The sequence below is a fragment of the Billgrantia montanilacus genome, from assembly GCF_003336675.1.
Taxonomy (GTDB): domain Bacteria; phylum Pseudomonadota; class Gammaproteobacteria; order Pseudomonadales; family Halomonadaceae; genus Halomonas; species Halomonas montanilacus.
This window is the reverse complement of sequence record NZ_QPII01000010.1, coordinates 120,157-138,054: the sequence shown is the minus strand read 5'-3', so window position 1 is coordinate 138,054 and position 17,898 is coordinate 120,157. Positions and strand designations below refer to the sequence as shown.

The window sequence follows — 17,898 nt, the reverse complement described above, 5'->3', positions numbered from 1 at the left end:
GGGTCAAGGGGCGTACCGAGCTGCCCGGCTATGTGGAGCGTTACATGAACGGTGAGATCAACATCGACGACTTCATCACCCACGACTTGCCGTTCGATCAGATCAACGAGGCCTTCGAGCTGCTGCATGCCGGCAAGAGCATCCGTACCGTGCTTCACTATTAACACGCGCCGCTTTTTACTCACGCCCGATGCTGCGTGACGCGCGGATGATACGCGTCGCTTTTTACTCACACCCGACGCTGCGTGACGCGCGGGTGATAGGCACTCGAAACCGCGCGTGATACGTAATACGCGCCCGCAATCAGCCGTTTCGGTCGTTGTCAGTTGGGCACGACCGTGAGGAGACCGAACGATGAGCATGACCGAAAAGCTCGAACTGGTATCGGCCAACAAGAGTTTCGGTGGCTGGCACAAGCGTTACCGGCACCGCTCGCGCGCGCTTGACTGCGAGATGGTGTTCGCCATTTACCTGCCACCCCAGGCCGAGACCGAGCGGGTGCCGCTGTTCTGGTGGCTGTCGGGGCTGACCTGTACCGACGAGAACTTCATGCAGAAGGCAGGAGCCCAGCGTGTGGCGGCAGAGCTGGGAATTGCCATCGTCTGCCCGGATACCAGCCCGCGCGGTACCGACCTGCCGGGTGAGCACGACAGCTACGACCTTGGCTCCGGTGCCGGTTTCTATGTCAATGCCTCCCGGGAGCCCTGGAAGAATCATTATCGGATGTATGACTACGTCACCGAGGAGCTTCCCTCGGTGGTTCGGCAACATTTTCCGGTCAACGGCCGTGAGGCCATCAGTGGACACTCCATGGGCGGTCACGGCGCATTGATCATGGCGCTGCGTCGGCCCGGTCACTACTGCTCGGTCTCGGCGTTTGCGCCGATCGTCAATCCCAGCCAGTGCCCCTGGGGGCGCAAGGCCTTCCACGAGTACCTGGGAGAAGACCCCGGTAGCTGGACCCAGTATGATGCCTGCGAGCTGGTGGCCAAGGGGGCGTCGAGCCAACCCCTGTTCATCGACCAGGGCGAGGAGGACGATTTCCTTGTCGAGCAGTTGAAGCCCGAGCGACTCGAGGCGGTATGCAGTGCACACGATCATCCACTGACGCTGCGTCGTCAGCCAGGGTATGATCACAGCTACTACTTCATCGCCAGCTTCATCGAGGACCACCTGCGCTATCATGCCGAGTATCTATTCAAACGCTGATCAACGAACGCTGTCAGGCGTGACATGATTCGCGCCGCTCTCTTTCGTGTACTGCGCTGGGCGGCCCTGGTCGGGGCCGCCTTCGTTGTGTTGTCGCTGGTGTTGGTGCTGATGATGCGCTATGTGCCGGCCTACGGCTCGATGGTGATGCTGGAACGCAAGGTCGAAGCCTGGCTCTCCGGCGAGTCGCTGCCCATCCAGCATCAGTGGCGCCCGTGGGGAGAGCTTTCCGACCACGCCAAGCTGGCGGTGATGGCCGCCGAGGACCAGCGCTTTCCCGATCACAGGGGCTTCGATGTCGCCGAGATGCGGCGCGCCTGGGAAGCCAGCCGCTCCGGTGCGCGCCTGCGCGGTGCCAGCACCATCAGCCAGCAGACCGCTAAGAACCTGTTTCTCTGGACCGGGCGCAGCTGGGCACGCAAGGGGCTCGAGGCCTGGTTTACGCTGCTGATCGAGACACTGTGGCCAAAGGAGCGAATTCTCGAGGTCTACCTGAATATCGCCGAGTGGGACAACGGTGTATTTGGTCTCGAGGCAGCCGGACAGCACTACTTTGGCGTGTCGGCCAGCCAGGTGAACGAGGTGCAGGCGAGTCGGCTGGCCGCCATTCTACCCAACCCCCGGGCTTGGGATGCTGCGCGGCCTGGTCCGCAGACGGAGCGGCGCAGCCAGTGGATACGCCAGCAGATGCGCAACCTCGGCGGTTCGAGCTACCTGGAACGGCTAGCCGCAGACTGAACCGATAGTCGCTTCATGCCTTGCCTGGTGACTTGTAGCGAACGGCCAGCACGACGCCGACGATGGTGACGACCATGCCAATCAGGCCCGTCAACGGCAGTCGTTCATCGAAGAGCCACCAGGCCTGCAGCGCTGTGACCGGCGGTACCAGATAGAACAGGCTCGCCACCCGTGACGCCTCTCCACGCCGAATCAGCGCCATCAGTAACAGGATCGCGCTGATAGACAGCACCAGTACCAGCCAGGCCATGGTCAGAACGAAGGTGGGACTCCAGTCGATGCTGCGCTCCTCGAACAGCAGGGCGCCGACTCCCAGCAGGCAGCCTGCCGCAAGATATTGCACCACGGTGCCGGAAAGCAACGGCATGCCGGTGCAGAAACGCTTCTGGTAGAGCGTGCCCAGGGTGATACCCGCCAATGCGGCCAGAATGCTGGCCAGGGCCCCCAGACCAAAGCCTTGAAACAGTGCCGCCCCCGGGTCGAGCTTGCTGCCCAGAACCATCACGATACCGGCAAGCCCCAGCAGCAGCCCCAGCCACTGGATGACAGTGATTCTCTCGCCCAGCAGCGGGCTTGCCAGGGTGGCCGTCAGCAATGGCTGAAGCCCCACCAGCAGAGCGGCCAGGCCTGCCGGCATGCCCAGGTAGATACCGTAGAAGACGCCACCCAGGTAGGCGCCATGCACCAGCATGCCGGAAACACCGATGTGTCCCCATAGTCGTGCCCCTTGTGGCCAGCCGCCCTTGAACAGCTTGACCAGTGGCACCAGCAGGAGGAGGGTCAATACGAAGCGCACGAACAGGAAGGTGAACGGCTCTGCATGGGGAAGACCGAACTTGGCGCCGATGAAGCCAGTGCTCCAGAGGGCCACGAACAGCACCGGCATGCCGGCCAGCAGTATTGTATCGAGCCGAGAAGGGGCAGGAGCGCTCATTGACAGCCAGCATCCATATCTGAGTAAAGTAGCGACGATACTGTGTCTTGGGGTGCGGGAAAAGGTAGCAAGATAAGTATTTTCACGGCGGATGTTGTTTCATTCGGTTACAAGGAAATTCTGAACCCATGCGTCTCACCCGCGTCTCACCCCCACGTACCGCAACACACCCACGCAATACGTTTTGGAGGTATTTCATGCAAAGGATGACTGCACTTTTCTCGGCCGCCCTGCTCACTGCCGGCCTCATGGCCGTTCAGGCACACGCTCAGGATGCCGCGCAAGATCCGGCCGCCGATCCTCAGCAGCAGCCGCAAGCCGCCGCGCCGGCCCAGGATTTTTCTGACGACCAGTTGCAGCAGTTTGCCGATGCGTCTCAGGACATCGCGGTGATTTCCCAGGAGTATACCGAGCGCTTGCACGCCGCTGAGGATGAGCAGACTCAGCAGGAAGTGCGTATGGAAGCCAACGACAAGATGGTGGAAGTGGTCGAGGATAGCGGTCTTGACGTGGATACCTTCAACGCCATCGGGCACGCCATCCAGCAGGATCCCGAGCTGATGCAGCGTGTGCAGCAGATGGCCGAGCAATCCTGATGTGACGGCGCATCGCCAGCATGATGCAGAAAGGCCACCCGAGGGTGGCCTTTCTGCTATTTGCGAGTCGCATTCGGCTCTTTACAGCATCAAGGGAGCCTTACACACTGTCGCCATCCAATCTTGCGCTGACAGTGGGGTGACGCATGGAAGTGGAGCTACTGGAAATTCGTCAGCACATGAGCCGCTTTCCTCCCTTCGAGAGCCTCTCCGACGACCTGCTCGATGCATTGGCCGGGCAGGTGGAGGTGGGTTACTTCAAGGCGGGCACTGATATCCTGGTGCTCGACCAGGAGCTTCATGAGCTGTGCTATATCCGTAGTGGCGCCGTGGAGGTCTATCGTCGCAACGGCGATCTCTACAATCGTCTGGGCGAAGGGGACATCTTCGGCCACTTCAGCCTGCTGCGAAATCATCGGGTGCGTTTCCCGGCGCGGGCACTGGAAGACACCCTGATCTACTTCATTCCCGAGCCGCTGTTTCATAAGCTCTGTGAAGCCGACGAGCATTTCGCCGACTTCGTCGAACTGGGGCGACCCCGCATGGCGGCGGCGGTGGAACAGCACAAGCAAGCCAACGACATGATGATCACTCGGGTGCGCAAGCTGCTGACGCGCTATCCGGTCATGATCGAGGCCGCCACCACGGTACAGCAGGCGGCACGCCAGATAGGGGAGGCCCAGGCTTCGGCGGCACTGGTACTGGATGCACCGGACAACAATCCACGCTACACCTTCACCGATAGCCAAGACCGGCCATGGAAGGTCTGTGGCATCTTGACCGACAGTGACTTTCGCACACGGGTCGTGGCCGAGGGCCTTTCGCCCGACACGCCCGTCGGCGAGCTGCTGGGCGAACGGCTGATCACCATCCAGTCCGACGAATCGGTGCATGAGGCGATGCTGTGCATGCTGCGCAACAACATCCATCATCTACCGGTACTGCATCGCCGCCGTCCGGTGGGTATCGTGCATCTATCGGACATCATCCGCTACGAGACCCACAGTAGCCTCTACCTGGTCAGCAATATCTTCCACCAGTCCAGCGCCGAAGGGCTGGCCAAGCTGGCTCCCGATGTGCGCGCCGCCTTCGTGCGCATGGTGGAAGACGGGGCCAACTCGCAGATGGTGGGCAGTGCCCTGTCAACCATCGGCCGCAGCTTCACCCGACGCTTGCTGGAGCTGGCCGAAGAGGAGCTGGGGCCGCCGCCGGTTCCCTACTGCTTCATGGTCAATGGCTCCATGGCGCGCAATGAGCAGTCCATCGTCACCGACCAGGACCATGCCCTGGTACTCTCCGACGATTTCGATGCCAAGCGACACGACGCCTACTTCCTGGCTTTGGCCGAGCGTGTCAGCGATGGCCTCGATGCCTGCGGCTACCCGTATTGCAAGGGGGAGGTGATGGCGACCAACGCCAAGTGGCGTCAGCCTCTCTCGGTGTGGAAGCGCTACTTCAATGACTGGATCGACAACCCCACCCCCGAACGTCTGCTGCACAGTTCGATCTTCTTCGATCTGGACAGCAACTATGGCGAAGAGGCGTATGTCGAGCAGTTGCAGGACCTGGTGGCGAAGAAAGCACCCGGAAGCCCGCTGTTCCTGGCGGCCATGGCGCGGAATGCCTTGAATCGCACGCCGCCGCTGGGATTTTTCCGGACCTTCGTGATGGAAAAGGATGGCAAGCAAAACAATTCCATCAACCTCAAGCGACGTGGCACGGCACCCATGGTGGATCTGATCCGGGTGCATGCCCTGGCCTGCGGCTCGCAGGCACAGAACAGCTTCGAGCGGCTCGACGCTATCGGCAACACCCAGTTGCTGGCACCGGGGGCCGGCGAGAAGCTGCGATATGCACTGGAACTGATCGCCATGGCGCGGATACGCCATCAGGTCATCGACATTCAGCAGGACCGAATGCCGGATAACAACATCGAACCGGAGAACGTCGAAGATAGCGAGCGCCACAACCTCAAGGACGCCTTCCAGGTCCTGAGCAACGCACAGAAGTTTCTCAAGTATCGTTATCCGATGCCGGCTCGCACCGGCCGGTCTCGCTAGGCCATGCTCTCTCATCGCCTGTCTCCAGCGCGTTCTCTCCCCGACTGGCCGGCGTATCTTGCCGCACGAGCCGACAGGGTCTCATCGCCAGAACTGGCCCGTTACTTTGCCGCCAGCTGCCCGACCCCCGACACTCCCATCGACGAGGCACCGCTGGTAGCGCTGGACCTGGAGACCACCGGGCTCGATGCGCGTCGCCATGATATCGTCAGCATCGGCCTGGTTCCCTTCACCCTCGGTCGCATTCGCTGGGCCGAACGTCGCTATTGGGTGGTGCGCCCATCCCGGCCCCTGTCCAGTGAGTCGATCACCTTCCATCGCATCACCCATTCGGAAATCGCTGAGGCGCCGGACCTGGCGACGGTGTTGCCCGAACTGCTCGAGGCCATGGCCGGTCGTCTTGCCGTGGTGCACTTTCGCCATATCGAGCGGCCGTTCCTGGACGAGGCGGCCAGGTCACGCCTGGGGGAGGAGCTTCGCTTTCCGGTCATCGACACCATGTCCCTGGAGGCGCGGCGACACCGGCTCTCGCTGTGGGCACGCTTTCGGCGCTGGATGCGCCGGCCTCCCGTATCCATTCGGCTGAGCGATAGCCGGGCTCGCTATGGTCTGCCGGCGTATCAGGGCCATCATGCGCTGCTCGATGCCCTGGCCACCGCCGAGCTGCTCCAGGCTCAGATTGCCACCCACTATCGATCCCAGGCGACGATCGGCGAGTTGTGGAGCTAGCCGATACGGCTGCAGCGCATGAGATGACCACCGTCAAGTGCTGTACTCTAGCGTTCAGGACCGAGGCGATAGCTTCAGAATAGAGCGTTCTTCATAGAGCGTTCTTCGTCTCTCAGTGATCGGCTACCCTCTGTGGCTGACAAACAAGGTATGCCGACATGACGCCGAGCCAGAACGACACTGGGGGCCAAGGGCTCTACAGAGTCGCAGGCCATATTCAGCCCTGCGGCTGGCTGCTGGTGCTCGACGCCGACGCCGACGCCGTGCTCGGGGCCAGCGCCAATCTGATCGATCTGACCCACCTGTCCATGTCGGAGGTATTGAATGCCTCACTTGCCCAGATCCTGGGCCGCCGTCTGGCGCAGACCCTGAAACGCGAGATACAAGGCAGGTCGCGCATGTCGGCGCCGCTGGCCTTCACACGCAAGCTCGCCGAATCGGCGCTTCGTGCGCAGGTCAGTGCCCACCGGCGTGGTGATCGTATCGTGGTGGAAATCGAGCCGCGTCGTTCGCAGGGCCAACGGCGTCTGATGGGAGAGGTCAACGAGTGGCTTAGAAGTATTGGTGAAACCGACAGCATTGACGCCCTGCTGGATACCCTGGTGGAAGGTGTAGGCCACCTTACCGGCCACGACCGCGTGCTGGTCTGTCGCTTCGATGCCGACCGTCATGGCAAGATCATTGCCGAGCACTGTGCCGACGGGGTGTCTTCCCTGCATGGCCAGCACTTTCCCGCCAGCGATTTCCCGGCGCGAGCGAGGCGTCTCTTCGATGAGAGCCCGGTGCGTAGCGTTCCCGACGTGCAAGCGGTACCGGTCGAGGTCCTCACGCGTGAAACGGAGCGTCATAGCCAGCGCGACGACTTGAATGCCAGCGTGTTGCGTGCGGTATCGCCTGAACAGGTGGGTTACCAGGTGCATATCGGGGTCGGTGCCATGCTCTCCATCGCCATCCGTGGGCAGCATGGGCTATGGGGCCTGCTGGTGGGGCACGGCCTGGGGGCCGTGCCGTTGGCACCAGCGGTTCGTGAGGCGGCCAGGGTACTGGTGCAGATGGCCTCCCAGCGGCTGTTCCTGCTTAATGCGAGGCAGGAGGCCCGTTATCTACACCGGGTACAGGACAGCCGCGACCTGCTGACCCGGGAGCGCCAGCGCCTTTCCAGCCCGGAAGCGCTGGTCAGGCGTCATGGGGCGGAGTGGCTGCTGCTGTTTCGTGCCCAGGGTGTCGCACTGCTTCATGATGGCGCGCTACTCGGTTTCGGTGAGGTGCCGGCTCATGGCGACCTGGTCGACCTGGTGACACGCCTGGAAGCCGAGCATGTTCATGACGGCCCCTGGTACTCTGCCGCACTGACGTCGCACGCGTTCGCGCAGGGGCTGGCACTGGATGGTGTATGCGGTCTGTTGGCAGTACCACTGCGGCTCAATCCTGGGCGGCGTGACTGGCTGCTGCTGTTTCGTCCCGAACAGATAGAGACCCTCTACTGGGCCGTCTCGCCTGGCCGGCTTCGTCAGCAACAGCGCCGTGAACCCGTCTTGGACCAGCCTCTGCCTGGCCGCCATTCTGCCTGGCGTGAGGAGGTGAGTGGGCGCAGTATAGCCTGGGAGCGTATCGAACGCGTGGCCGCGGTCGACCTCGGCGAGGACCTGGCACTGGCTGCTTCGGTCCACGAAGTGGACCGGCTCAACGCCCGCCTGCGACAAGAACAGCTGGCGCTGGGCGAGGCCAATCGTCGACTGGAGCAACTGGCCCACTTCGATAACCTGACCGGTGTCTGGAACCGCTACCGGGTCGAACAGGCTATCGATGTCGAGCTGGGCGCTGCCGAGCGTTACGGCCGCGTCTTCGCCTTGCTACTGTTCGATGCCGACCACTTCAAACGCATCAACGACCGGTTCGGCCATGAAATGGGCGATCATGTATTAAGCGTATTGTCGCAAGGCGTATCGCAGTCGCTGCGCAGCTGTGATCATCTGGGGCGCTGGGGGGGCGAGGAGTTCGTGGTGCTGGCGACCGAGACCAACCGTGAGGCGGCGATAGGGCTTGCCGAGCGGCTGCGTCGGCTGATTGCTTCGCTAGTCATCGAGGGCTTGTCCCAGATGATCACCGTGAGCATCGGCGTGGCGTTGTGGCAACCGGGTGATAGCCGCAAGACCCTGGTCAAGCGGGCGGATCAGGCGATGTACCGTGCCAAGAGCGAAGGGCGCGACAGGGTCTACTTGGCGGACAGCGACGAGGCTACCGGTCCGACACCCGCTGCTTCCTCTTGACGCTGTAGCGACTTGTACTGACCGTTGCCGGGTCGGCTTGGCTCAGAGCCAGAGGTCGGCAAATGTCCTGCCGTCCACGGGCCTGCCGTAGTAGAAGCCCTGAACGCCGGTGCAGCCCAGTTCGCGCAGTGCTTCGGCCTGCTCCGCCTCCTCGACGCCTTCCGCCACGGTTTGCATCCCCAGGGTTTCAGCCATGGCGATGATGGTGGCAACGATGGCGTGATCGTGGCTGCTCTTGAGCATGTCCTGTACGAAGGACATATCGATCTTGAGCGTATCGGCGGCAAAGCGCTTGAGATAGGTCAGTGACGAATAGCCGGTGCCAAAGTCGTCGATCGCCAGGCCGAAGCCGGCATCATGCAGGGCGCGGGTGATACGCACGGTCTGTTCAGGGTTGCGCATCAGCCCGCTTTCGGTAAGTTCGAGGCCAAGACGACCCGGCGCCACCCGGGTTGCGAGACGCTGCACATGCTCCGCCAGGCGTGGGTCATCCATCTGTTGAGCCGAGACGTTGACACACAATCGCCCCGGAAACGGCTTGTTCAGTGCATCCCATGCATGCAACTGGTTGCACGCCTCGTCCAGTACCCAATCACCCAGCTGCCGGATCAGCCCCTGCTCCTCAGCCAGGGGAATGAAGGTGCCGGGGCTGACATGGCCGAGTATCTCATCGTGCCAGCGGCACAGCGCTTCGGCTCCGCTCAACTTGCCGGTCTTGAGGCAGAACTGGGGTTGGTAGTGCAGCGCCAGGCCACCCTGGTTCAACGCTTCGATGAAGCGCAACTGCAGGAACTCCCGCTGGTGCAGTTCGTCGGCCATATTGGTGTTGAAGAAGCGGGTCCGACTGTCGTCCCGCTTGGCATGATTGAGCGCGATGCTGGCATGCTGAAACAGCGATTGAGCGTTATCGGCATCTCGTGGGAAGAGAGCCGCACCGACGCTGGCAGAGATCGAGAAGCTACGATCGGCGATCTGGATCGGTGGCGAGAGACTGTTGCGGTAGCGTTCGATCGCATGTGCCATGGCGGCTGGGCGAGTATTGGTCAGCAGTACCATGAATTCGTCGCCCCCCAGGCGAGCGACGAATTCGCCGGACTCGGCCTGGGCGCCGAACCGCGCGGCGATATCGGCGAGCAATAGGTCCCCTCGCTCATGGCCCTGGGTATCGTTGATCTGGCGAAAGCGTTGCAGGTCGAGATAGAGCAGCCCCAGGCTTTTGCCTTGCAACTGGGCTTGGTCGCACGCCTCTTGAAGGCGCTCCATGAAATGCCGGCGATTCGGCAACCCCGTTACGCTGTCCCAGTAGATCAGTTGCTCGATGTGCTGGTCGCTGCTGCGACGGGTTTCTTCCGCCATCCGGCGTGCCATCTCGGCGCCTGCCTGGGTGGCGGCGATGCGCAGCACCTCAGGTCCGTAGGCGGCCAGCGATAACGGACGATTACACATCAGTGCCAGCAGGCCGAGCATCTGCCCATTCGGTGCTCGGAGGGGTATACCGATGTAGCTTTCCGCACCGAGGTCCCGGAGCAGCGCATCATTGGGGAAACGTTCCTGGAGATTATCAGGGAACTGGCAGATATCGTCATTCAAGATGTGTTCGCAAGGGGTGCCGGCCAGTTCATAGGTTGCGGCTGGCTGTAGAGCTCCTTGAGACCAGAAGGCAACGGTGAGGATGGTGTCGCGATTGGGCATTACCTTGCCGATCACGACATGATCCCCATCGAAAATCGACGCGATGCGTTCGACCAGATGCTCGAATGCCTGTGGAGTGCCGGCTTTGCCCAAACCATCGGCGAGCAGACGGAAGGCGTCTTCGGGTGCCATCATGGGCGTAGAACGGCTCCTTTATCGTAATTGTAGTGGGGGCTTACTGAAATATGCCCGATACGTTCGTGGGTTACCAGTGGCCGAAGGCCTTATTACATTGCGCTTGACTAAAGCCATTACCTTGGTTTGGCAAAGTCGTCGTGGCAGGGGGCTCGGGGCATGTTTCTCGAGGCGAGCAATCATATCAGGGTCCTGCTCCTTGAGGGATGCTGAACGTCATGAAGGATTGGGACATCGACCGGTGACGTGGGCTGGACGGCCATCGCCGGTCGATGGATCTGGTCGGACGGGCAGAACCCAAAAGGCGGCCCTCGGGCCGCCTTTCTTTACCTTCTTGCTTATCCAGGCCCGCGATCAGCTCAGCCCCGTGGCTCGCTCATCAGACCCTTGATGATGGCGTAACAAGCGACCAGAAGCACCAGCGTGAAGGGGAGGCCGGTGGTGATCACCGCGGCTTGCAGGGCGGCCAGTCCTCCACCCAGAAGCAGAGCGATGGCGATGGCGCCTTCGATGATTGCCCAGAACATGCGCTGTGGCCGAGGGGCATCGATCTTGCCGCCGGCGGTGATGGAGTCGATCACCAGTGAACCGGAGTCAGAAGAGGTGATGAAGAACACCACGACCAGAACGATGGCGATGAAGGAGGTGATCTCCGTCAGCGGCAGGCCGCTCAGCATGATGAACAGGGCATCGGTCTCGCCCTCGAAGGTGCCCCGGATGAACTGGTCGATGCCGGTGCCGCCGAAGGAGGTCATCCAGAGTACCGAGACGAGGGATGGTACCAGCAATACGGCGATCAGGAATTCCCTTACGGTGCGCCCGCGACTCACCCGTGCGATGAACATGCCGACGAACGGTGACCAGGAGATCCACCAGGCCCAGTAGAAGGCGGTCCAGCCTTGGGTGAAGTTGGCGTCTTCACGACCGAAGGGGTTGGAGAGCCCCGGCAGATTGGTCACGTAGGACAACAGGTTCTGGAAGAAGCCAGTAGCGATCATCAGCGTCGGCCCGACGACGATCACGAACAGCAGCAGCACCAGCGCCAGCACCATGTTGAGCTGAGAGAGTCGCTGAACGCCCTTGTCGACGCCAAGCATGATCGAGCCCATGGCGATCACGGTAATACCCATGATCAGGATCACCATGGTGGCATTGCCTTCGGGAATGCCGAAGAGGTCGTTGAGGCCGCTGGTGGCCTGCTGTGCCCCGAGACCGAGTGAGGTGGCCAGGCCGAACAGGGTGGCAAATACCGCCAGGATATCGATCACATGGCCCGGCCATCCCCAGACACGCTCGCCCAGGATGGGGTAGAAGATCGAGCGCATGGTCAGTGGCAGGCCCTTGTTGTAGGAAAAGATCGCCAGTGCCAGGGCCACTACGGCATAGATCGCCCAGGGGTGCAGCCCCCAGTGGAAGATGGTCGCGGCCATGCCAAGCGCGATCGCCCCCTCTTCGTTACCCTCGGCGGCACCGAGCGGAGCCCAATCGGTTCTGGCGCCATTCTCCGTGGCAATGCCTCCCAAGGCAGACTGGAAGTGGTCCATGGGCTCGGAGACGCCAAAATACATCAGACCGATGCCCATCCCCGCGGCGAACAGCATGGAGAACCAGCCGGCATAGCTGAAGTCAGGTGTGGCGTTTGCCCCGCCTATCCGCACCTTCCCCAGCGGTGTGAAGATCAGAACGATCGACAGCAGGACAAAAACATTCGCGGCAAACAGAAAGAACCAGGCCAGATTGCCGGTGAGAAAGTTAAAGGCGCCATCGAAGATAGGGGCGACCTGCTCCTGAAGCGCCAGGGTAACGATCACGAAGAACAGGATGACGATGGCAGAGATCGTGAAAACCTTGCCATGAAGGTCGATATCCACACCTAGCGTGGTGGTGGTGATGTTGTCCTGTCCAATGACGTAGTCGGTATCAATGAGATTTGCCGGCCCCTCCGGAGCCGGAATTCCTTCGGAGCCGCCATTAGGCTCCTTGTCGCTTTTGTCCGTGTGGGGATTGGCCACGAGACATCTCCCTTGCAATTGGTGTCGTCAGGTTTTTAGTGTCATGAAAAACGTCAGGCAGTCTTCGGCCTGATGAGAAAAACCGATGCCTTGGTGTGCGTAGCCACCTTGCCGCCATGGGACGGCATGATGACGTCCAGGTGCTTGGGCGGATGGGTCGGCATGACCACCAGGTCGGCTCCGACATCCTCGATGGCCTGTATCAGGTCATCATCCAGATCGGCGATCGGGTCGGGGCTGACGATGGTGTGGGTGCTGACCGGTTGACCATGCACCCTGGATCGCTCCTGTGCGAACGCCTCCAGCTTGCGGGTGAACTCCTCCGGCGTTCTTGCGACGCTGCTTGGTGCGGAGGATGTGACGCCGACGTAGCACACCTCGGCATCGTAATGGCGGGCCAGATCGGCGACCGCTTTCAAGGAGGGTTCAAGTACTTCGAGGTGTGCCAAGTCGATTGGCACCATGATCTTGTTGTACATGCCGATTCTCCTAGTACTCCGGGCGATCGAGCGAGTCTCGATACGGCTGATGGCACTTTAGAGTGTGGCGGCTTTTGCCCACGATACCAGTCCTGTTACAGAGGCGTTCTTGAGAGGCCCCAGGACATCGTTTCGTATCGTGAGCGGCTAGTGTACCGGCCGGGAGATGGATTTTCGAGGTACCTTGCCGGCTAGAGTAATTCCCGGAGGGCCATGACGCAGGCATGGGCGATGGTTGGCCTCATGGCGAAACCGTGTCACTAGCCGATTTTGCTCACAAATGTTCACAATACCTTCAACGCTGATTGGACTCTTTGGGGTTGCGGCACCTGTCGTTATCGGACTAGTGTCGACCCATTCCAATGAGAACAAAACCACTTGGCCAGGTGGCTAGCGGAAGTCCTCGACACCTAACGATCCGCTGGTTGCTGGCTATTCGCGGGAACCATGCATGAACGATAGTCTTGAAGTAGAAGCCGATGTCAGGGAAACGAAGGACCAGGGGGAGTGCTTTGCCCGTTTCGTGAATGTTCAGAAGAGCTACGACGGTGTCGAGCTGGTGGTCAAGGGATTCAACCTGGACATCCAGCAAGGCGAGTTCGTCACGCTGCTGGGACCTTCCGGCTCGGGAAAGACGACCTGTCTGATGATGATGGCGGGTTTCGAGACCCCGACCCATGGTGAGATTCTCCTCAAGGGCGAACAGATCAGCGGCCTGCCACCCCACAAGCGGGGCATCGGCATGGTTTTTCAGAACTATGCCCTCTTCCCCCACATGACCGTTGCCGAGAACCTTGCCTTTCCATTGGAGGTGCGGCATCTCTCCAAGGACGAAACCAGGAAAAAGGTCGACCGAGCGCTGGCGATGGTACGCCTGGAAGAGTTCGGCGATCGCCGTCCGGCTCAGCTATCCGGTGGCCAGCAGCAGCGCGTCGCACTGGCACGCGCGCTGGTCTTTGAGCCCGAGCTGGTGCTGATGGATGAGCCTCTGGGTGCGCTGGACAAGAACCTTCGAGAAGAAATGCAGTACGAGATCAAACGAATCCATGCCAGCCTGGGCGTGACCATGATCTACGTCACACATGACCAGACCGAAGCCTTGACCATGTCTGACCGGATCGCCGTTTTCAATGATGGCATCGTCCAGCAGCTGGCGACGCCCGAAACGCTTTACGAAGAGCCCGAGAACGCCTTCGTGGCTTACTTCATTGGCGAGAACAATCGCCTTCAGGGCGAGGTGGTCGAGCATATCGGGGATGATTGCCAGGTTCGACTCGACAGCGGAGATATCGTGCTGGCCAAGGCGGTGGCTGCCGGCGGTGTCGGGGCGCGAACGACCCTTTCACTGCGGCCCGAGCGGGTCAGCATTCTCCTTGATGAATCTCTCTCCTTCGACAACTGTTTCGAAGGACACGTAAAGGAGGTGATCTATCTTGGCGACCATTTGCGTACCCGCCTGGCCGTTTGCGGCAACGATGAGTTCATTCTCAAGACCCCCAACGCCAAAGGCCATCCGAACCTCAGGCCTGGGCAAACCATCAAGGTCGGGTGGTCGAGCAAGGATTGCCGGGCGCTGGATGCCTAAGTTGCCCCGGGCAACGGGGCAGCTGGGCCGTCGGTAAATGGAGCCGTAATAGCGGTAGAACAGCTTGATAAAAGCTGGTAGTGCAAATAGCGAGTGAGCAACAACAACAAGTGGAGAAGTGACATGAAACAACAGGGAAATCACAAGCGCGCGGTACGCCGCACCTTGGCGCTGGCGGTGGCGAGTGCCTCTGTCGTCGGTCTGTCCAGCGTGGCCCAGGCAGAGCAGACGCTCAACATCGTCTCCTGGGGCGGCGCCTACAGCATGAGTCAGCAGAAGGCCTATCACGAACCCTGGATGGAGCAGACCGGCGACGAGATCGTCAATATCGATCGTAGTGGTAATGCCCTGGCCGGCCTGCGGGCACAGAGCCAGGCCGGAAACGTGACCTGGGACCTGGTCGACATGCTGCCGGCGGATGCCATGATCGCCTGCGCCGAGGGCCTGATCGAGCCGCTGGATCATGATGAGCTGCTGGCCGATGCCCCGGACGGAACGCCGCCAAGTGAGGACTTCGTCGACGGTGCCCTTGGCGAGTGCTTCGTGGCTTCGATCGTCTACTCCAACATCGTCGCCTTCAATACCGAGATGTTCCCCGAAGACAACCAGCCCAGCACCATCGAAGATGTCTTCGACCTGGAGAATTATCCGGGTAAGCGGACACTGATGCGCAAGCCCATCAATAATATGGAATGGGCGCTGATCGCCGACGGTGTTGATCGCGACGACGTCTACGACATGCTCGAGACCGAAGAGGGTATCCAGCGCGCCTTTGCCAAGCTCGATACCATCAAGGATGAGGTGATCTGGTGGGAAGAGGGTGCCCAGCCGCCGCAGCTGCTGGCCGACCAGGAAGTGGCGTTTGGTTCGGCTTACAATGGCCGCATTTTCGACGCTATGGTCAGTGAAGATCAGCCGTTCGAAATCATCTGGGATGCCCAGGTATTCGAACTGGATGGATGGGTCGTGCCGACAGGTAAGATGGACAAGGTCAGGGACTACCTCCATTTTGCTACCGACACCCAGCGGCTCGCTGACCAGGCACAGTACATTTCCTATGGACCGGCTCGTAAATCCTCGTCGCAAATGGTTTCGACACATGCTGAAACCGGCATCGAGATGGAAGAGCACATGCCGACCTATGGCCCAAACTTCGAAACCGCCATCCAGAAGGATGATGAGTTTTGGGCAGATTATAATGATGAACTGACTCAGCGTTTCGACGCCTGGCTGGCCCAGTAAGACCTTGCCGCCACCCGATTTCATTCGGGTGGCGGCTGCATTTCACTCGAATTCTTCTGAATCGTCCTGTCGCTTACTGGAGAGGCCTGCGTGTCTGAATCTCCCTCTTCCCCCTTGACAACCGCCGATGGGGTGCCGCTCAAGGTCAGCCTGCGTCGTGCCGTACGGCGGTCCAAGATCAAGGCGCTACTGCTGGTATCGCCCCTGCTGCTGTTCCTGATTATTGCGTTCGTCATGCCGATCTTCGACATGTTGTGGCGTAGCGTGGACAACCCCGAAGTCTCGACTAACCTGTCGCGGACCGTTGAAGCCCTGGAGGGTTGGGAAGGTGACGCACTTCCCGGGGAACCTGCGTTCGCCGCTCTGGTGGAGGACCTGCAGGAAGGCCAGCAGGCCCGCAACCTGGGGCTGCTGTCGAGCCGGCTCAATTACGAGAAGTCGGGTATGCGCTCGACCATCAACCGTACGGCGCGTCGAGTCAATGCCCTGGAGCCGCCCTATCGTGATGCGTTGATCGATATCAACGACACATGGGGGGAGATCGATACCTGGAAGCTTATCCAGCGTGAAGCGGCGCCCCTCACGATGTCGTATTACCTGGCTGCCATCGATCGTCAACTCACCGTGGATGGTGAGATCGTCAAGGTGCCGGATCATCTCGAGATTCATGTAGCACTCTTCTGGCGCACCTTCTGGATGAGTGCCGTCATCACTGGCCTGACCTTGCTGCTCGGCTACCCCATCGCGTTTCTGCTTTCCAACCTCCCGTTGCGCCACTCCAACCTGTTGATGATTCTGGTGTTGTTACCGTTCTGGACGTCGCTGCTGGTGCGCACCACCACCTGGATCGCCATTCTGCAATCCCAGGGCGTGCTCAACGATGTGATGGTAGCGATTGGCGTGATTGCCGATGAGGCACGATGGCAAATGATTCATAACAAGACCGGCACCATCGTCGCCATGACCCATATACTGCTGCCGTTCATGATTCTGCCGCTCTATTCGGTCATGAAGACCATCCCCCCCAGCTACATGAGGGCGGCTCGCTCGCTCGGAGGGCGCCCGTTCCTCTGCTTCCGGCGGATCTACTTTCCGCTGACCATTCCCGGCATCGCCGCGGGGGGCATTCTGGTTTTCATTCTTTCTATCGGTTACTACATCACGCCAGCCCTGGTTGGTGGACAGTCGGGCCGGTTCATCACCAACTACATCGCCTATCATATGCAGACCTCGCTCAACTGGGGGCTGGCCGCGGCGATCGCCTCGATCCTGTTGTTTGTGGTGATAATCTTCTATCTCGTCTTCAACCGCCTGATCGGCGTTGACAAGGTCAAGCTGGGGTAATCCGATGGCCATACCTTCCTATGCCACCCGTGGTGAGCGCATCTGGCACTATGTCTTTCTAGGCATCTGTGCCCTGATCTTCCTGTTCCTGGTGGGACCGCTGCTGATCATCATCCCGCTCTCCTTCAATGCCCAGCCCTACTTTACCTTCTCGCAAAAGATGCTGACCCTGGATCCGGATGGCTACTCGCTGCGCTGGTATCAGGAATTCTTCACATCGAGCGCCTGGCTCAATGCGATCAAGAACAGCTTCATCATCGGTATCGCCTCGACGATCCTTGCAACCGTGCTGGGAACCATCGCGGCGCTGGGCCTGTCGAGCCGCAACATGCCAGCGCGGGGGGCGATCATGGCACTGCTCATTTCGCCGATGATCGTGCCACTGATCATTTCCGCAGCGGCGATGTTCTTCTTCTTCTCCAAGGTCAATCTTGCGCAGACCTATCTGGGCGTGATTCTTGCTCACACGGCGCTCGGCATTCCGTTCGTGGTGATTACCGTGACGGCGACCCTCTCGAGCTTCGATACTACGCTTATCCGAGCCGCTCACAGCCTGGGGGCCAATCCGACTCGCACCTTCTTCAAGGTCGTGTTGCCGCTGGTCACCCCAGGTGTGGTCTCGGGGGCTCTGTTTGCGTTCATCACCTCCTTCGACGAGGTCGTGGTGGTGCTCTTCATAGCGGGTCCCGAACAACGCACCATGCCGATCCAGATGTGGTCGGGGATCCGCGAGCAGATCAGTCCCACCATTCTGGCCGTGGCCACCATGCTGGTACTGCTGTCGATGCTGATGCTTACTACCCTGGAGATGCTGCGGCGTCGTGGAGAACGCCTGCGGGGTCTCACGCCGGGCTAGACAGCTTTGACAAAGGG

14 protein-coding genes and 1 pseudogene are annotated in these 17,898 nt (G+C 60.5%); 11 read left to right on the top strand and 4 right to left on the bottom strand.

Features of this window, described 5'->3' with window-relative positions; all coding sequences use genetic code 11:
* The 3 genes and pseudogenes from DU505_RS22905 to mtgA all read left to right on the top strand — a co-directional run.
* Positions 1-164: pseudogene (locus DU505_RS22905) on the top strand (S-(hydroxymethyl)glutathione dehydrogenase); the annotation flags it as partial.
* A 190-nt stretch (positions 165-354) separates the two neighbouring features.
* Positions 355-1,209 (top strand): S-formylglutathione hydrolase, encoded by an 855-nt coding sequence (gene fghA, locus DU505_RS14345; RefSeq protein ID WP_114479674.1) that lies wholly within the window; start codon positions 355-357, stop codon positions 1,207-1,209.
* A 24-nt stretch (positions 1,210-1,233) separates the two neighbouring features.
* Positions 1,234-1,947 (top strand): monofunctional biosynthetic peptidoglycan transglycosylase, encoded by a 714-nt coding sequence (mtgA, locus tag DU505_RS14340; RefSeq protein WP_114479673.1) that lies wholly within the window; start codon positions 1,234-1,236, stop codon positions 1,945-1,947.
* A gap of 13 nt (positions 1,948-1,960) precedes the next feature.
* Here mtgA and DU505_RS14335 read toward each other — a convergent pair whose 3' ends face one another.
* Positions 1,961-2,881, bottom strand: coding sequence for a DMT family transporter (locus DU505_RS14335; RefSeq protein ID WP_114479672.1), 921 nt, complete (start codon positions 2,879-2,881; stop codon positions 1,961-1,963).
* Positions 2,882-3,078: 197 nt separating this feature from the next.
* Between DU505_RS14335 and DU505_RS14330 the strand changes: the two genes are divergently transcribed.
* The 4 genes from DU505_RS14330 (at position 3,079) to DU505_RS14315 (ending at position 8,536) form a co-directional block, all read left to right on the top strand.
* Positions 3,079-3,477 (top strand): DUF4168 domain-containing protein, encoded by a 399-nt coding sequence (locus DU505_RS14330; protein WP_114479671.1) that lies wholly within the window; start codon positions 3,079-3,081, stop codon positions 3,475-3,477.
* Between the two features lie 146 nt (positions 3,478-3,623).
* Positions 3,624-5,537, top strand: a complete 1,914-nt coding sequence (locus tag DU505_RS14325) for a DUF294 nucleotidyltransferase-like domain-containing protein (RefSeq protein WP_114479670.1) — start codon at positions 3,624-3,626, stop codon at positions 5,535-5,537.
* Positions 5,538-5,540: 3 nt separating this feature from the next.
* Positions 5,541-6,266 carry a 3'-5' exonuclease gene (locus DU505_RS14320; protein ID WP_114479669.1) on the top strand — a complete coding sequence of 242 codons (726 nt, stop codon included), beginning with the start codon at positions 5,541-5,543 and terminating at the stop codon, positions 6,264-6,266.
* Positions 6,267-6,424: 158 nt separating this feature from the next.
* Positions 6,425-8,536 carry a sensor domain-containing diguanylate cyclase gene (locus DU505_RS14315; RefSeq protein WP_114479668.1) on the top strand — a complete coding sequence of 704 codons (2,112 nt, stop codon included), beginning with the start codon at positions 6,425-6,427 and terminating at the stop codon, positions 8,534-8,536.
* Positions 8,537-8,578: 42 nt separating this feature from the next.
* On the opposite strand, the gene DU505_RS14310 is transcribed toward DU505_RS14315, so the two are convergent.
* From DU505_RS14310 to DU505_RS14300, 3 genes are all read right to left on the bottom strand, one after another.
* Positions 8,579-10,363, bottom strand: a complete 1,785-nt coding sequence (locus tag DU505_RS14310) for a sensor domain-containing phosphodiesterase (RefSeq protein ID WP_114479667.1) — start codon at positions 10,361-10,363, stop codon at positions 8,579-8,581.
* A 359-nt stretch (positions 10,364-10,722) separates the two neighbouring features.
* Positions 10,723-12,375: a BCCT family transporter gene (locus DU505_RS14305; protein WP_114479666.1), complete on the bottom strand. Its 1,653-nt coding sequence runs from the start codon at positions 12,373-12,375 to the stop codon at positions 10,723-10,725.
* 53 nt (positions 12,376-12,428) lie between these two features.
* Positions 12,429-12,854: a universal stress protein gene (locus DU505_RS14300; protein WP_114479665.1), complete on the bottom strand. Its 426-nt coding sequence runs from the start codon at positions 12,852-12,854 to the stop codon at positions 12,429-12,431.
* A 451-nt stretch (positions 12,855-13,305) separates the two neighbouring features.
* Here DU505_RS14300 and DU505_RS14295 point away from each other — a divergent pair, with 451 nt between their 5' ends.
* The 4 genes from DU505_RS14295 to DU505_RS14280 all read left to right on the top strand — a co-directional run bounded on the left by DU505_RS14295 (position 13,306) and on the right by DU505_RS14280 (position 17,881).
* On the top strand, positions 13,306-14,439 hold the full coding sequence (locus DU505_RS14295; RefSeq protein ID WP_114479664.1) for an ABC transporter ATP-binding protein: 1,134 nt from the start codon (positions 13,306-13,308) through the stop codon (positions 14,437-14,439).
* Positions 14,440-14,562: 123 nt separating this feature from the next.
* Positions 14,563-15,681, top strand: a complete 1,119-nt coding sequence (locus tag DU505_RS14290) for an extracellular solute-binding protein (RefSeq protein WP_114479663.1) — start codon at positions 14,563-14,565, stop codon at positions 15,679-15,681.
* 90 nt (positions 15,682-15,771) lie between these two features.
* Positions 15,772-17,025, top strand: coding sequence for an ABC transporter permease (locus DU505_RS14285; protein WP_114479662.1), 1,254 nt, complete (start codon positions 15,772-15,774; stop codon positions 17,023-17,025).
* Between the two features lie 4 nt (positions 17,026-17,029).
* Positions 17,030-17,881 carry an ABC transporter permease gene (locus DU505_RS14280; RefSeq protein ID WP_114479661.1) on the top strand — a complete coding sequence of 284 codons (852 nt, stop codon included), beginning with the start codon at positions 17,030-17,032 and terminating at the stop codon, positions 17,879-17,881.
* Positions 17,882-17,898: the final 17 nt, after the last annotated feature.

Bases quoted from the DNA above. Each gene is read 5' to 3' on its own strand.
- DU505_RS14300 (WP_114479665.1), bottom strand. From the start codon at position 12,854: ATGTACAACAAGATCATGGTGCCAATCGACTTGGCACACCTCGAAGTA.
- DU505_RS14335 (WP_114479672.1), bottom strand. From the start codon at position 2,881: ATGAGCGCTCCTGCCCCTTCTCGGCTCGATACAATACTGCTGGCCGGC.
- fghA (WP_114479674.1), top strand. From the start codon at position 355: ATGAGCATGACCGAAAAGCTCGAACTGGTATCGGCCAACAAGAGTTTC.
- DU505_RS14315 (WP_114479668.1), top strand. From the start codon at position 6,425: ATGACGCCGAGCCAGAACGACACTGGGGGCCAAGGGCTCTACAGAGTC.
- DU505_RS14320 (WP_114479669.1), top strand. From the start codon at position 5,541: ATGCTCTCTCATCGCCTGTCTCCAGCGCGTTCTCTCCCCGACTGGCCG.
- DU505_RS14295 (WP_114479664.1), top strand. From the start codon at position 13,306: ATGAACGATAGTCTTGAAGTAGAAGCCGATGTCAGGGAAACGAAGGAC.
- DU505_RS14290 (WP_114479663.1), top strand. From the start codon at position 14,563: ATGAAACAACAGGGAAATCACAAGCGCGCGGTACGCCGCACCTTGGCG.
- DU505_RS14310 (WP_114479667.1), bottom strand. From the start codon at position 10,363: ATGATGGCACCCGAAGACGCCTTCCGTCTGCTCGCCGATGGTTTGGGC.
- DU505_RS14325 (WP_114479670.1), top strand. From the start codon at position 3,624: ATGGAAGTGGAGCTACTGGAAATTCGTCAGCACATGAGCCGCTTTCCT.
- DU505_RS14330 (WP_114479671.1), top strand. From the start codon at position 3,079: ATGCAAAGGATGACTGCACTTTTCTCGGCCGCCCTGCTCACTGCCGGC.
- mtgA (WP_114479673.1), top strand. From the start codon at position 1,234: ATGATTCGCGCCGCTCTCTTTCGTGTACTGCGCTGGGCGGCCCTGGTC.
- DU505_RS14280 (WP_114479661.1), top strand. From the start codon at position 17,030: ATGGCCATACCTTCCTATGCCACCCGTGGTGAGCGCATCTGGCACTAT.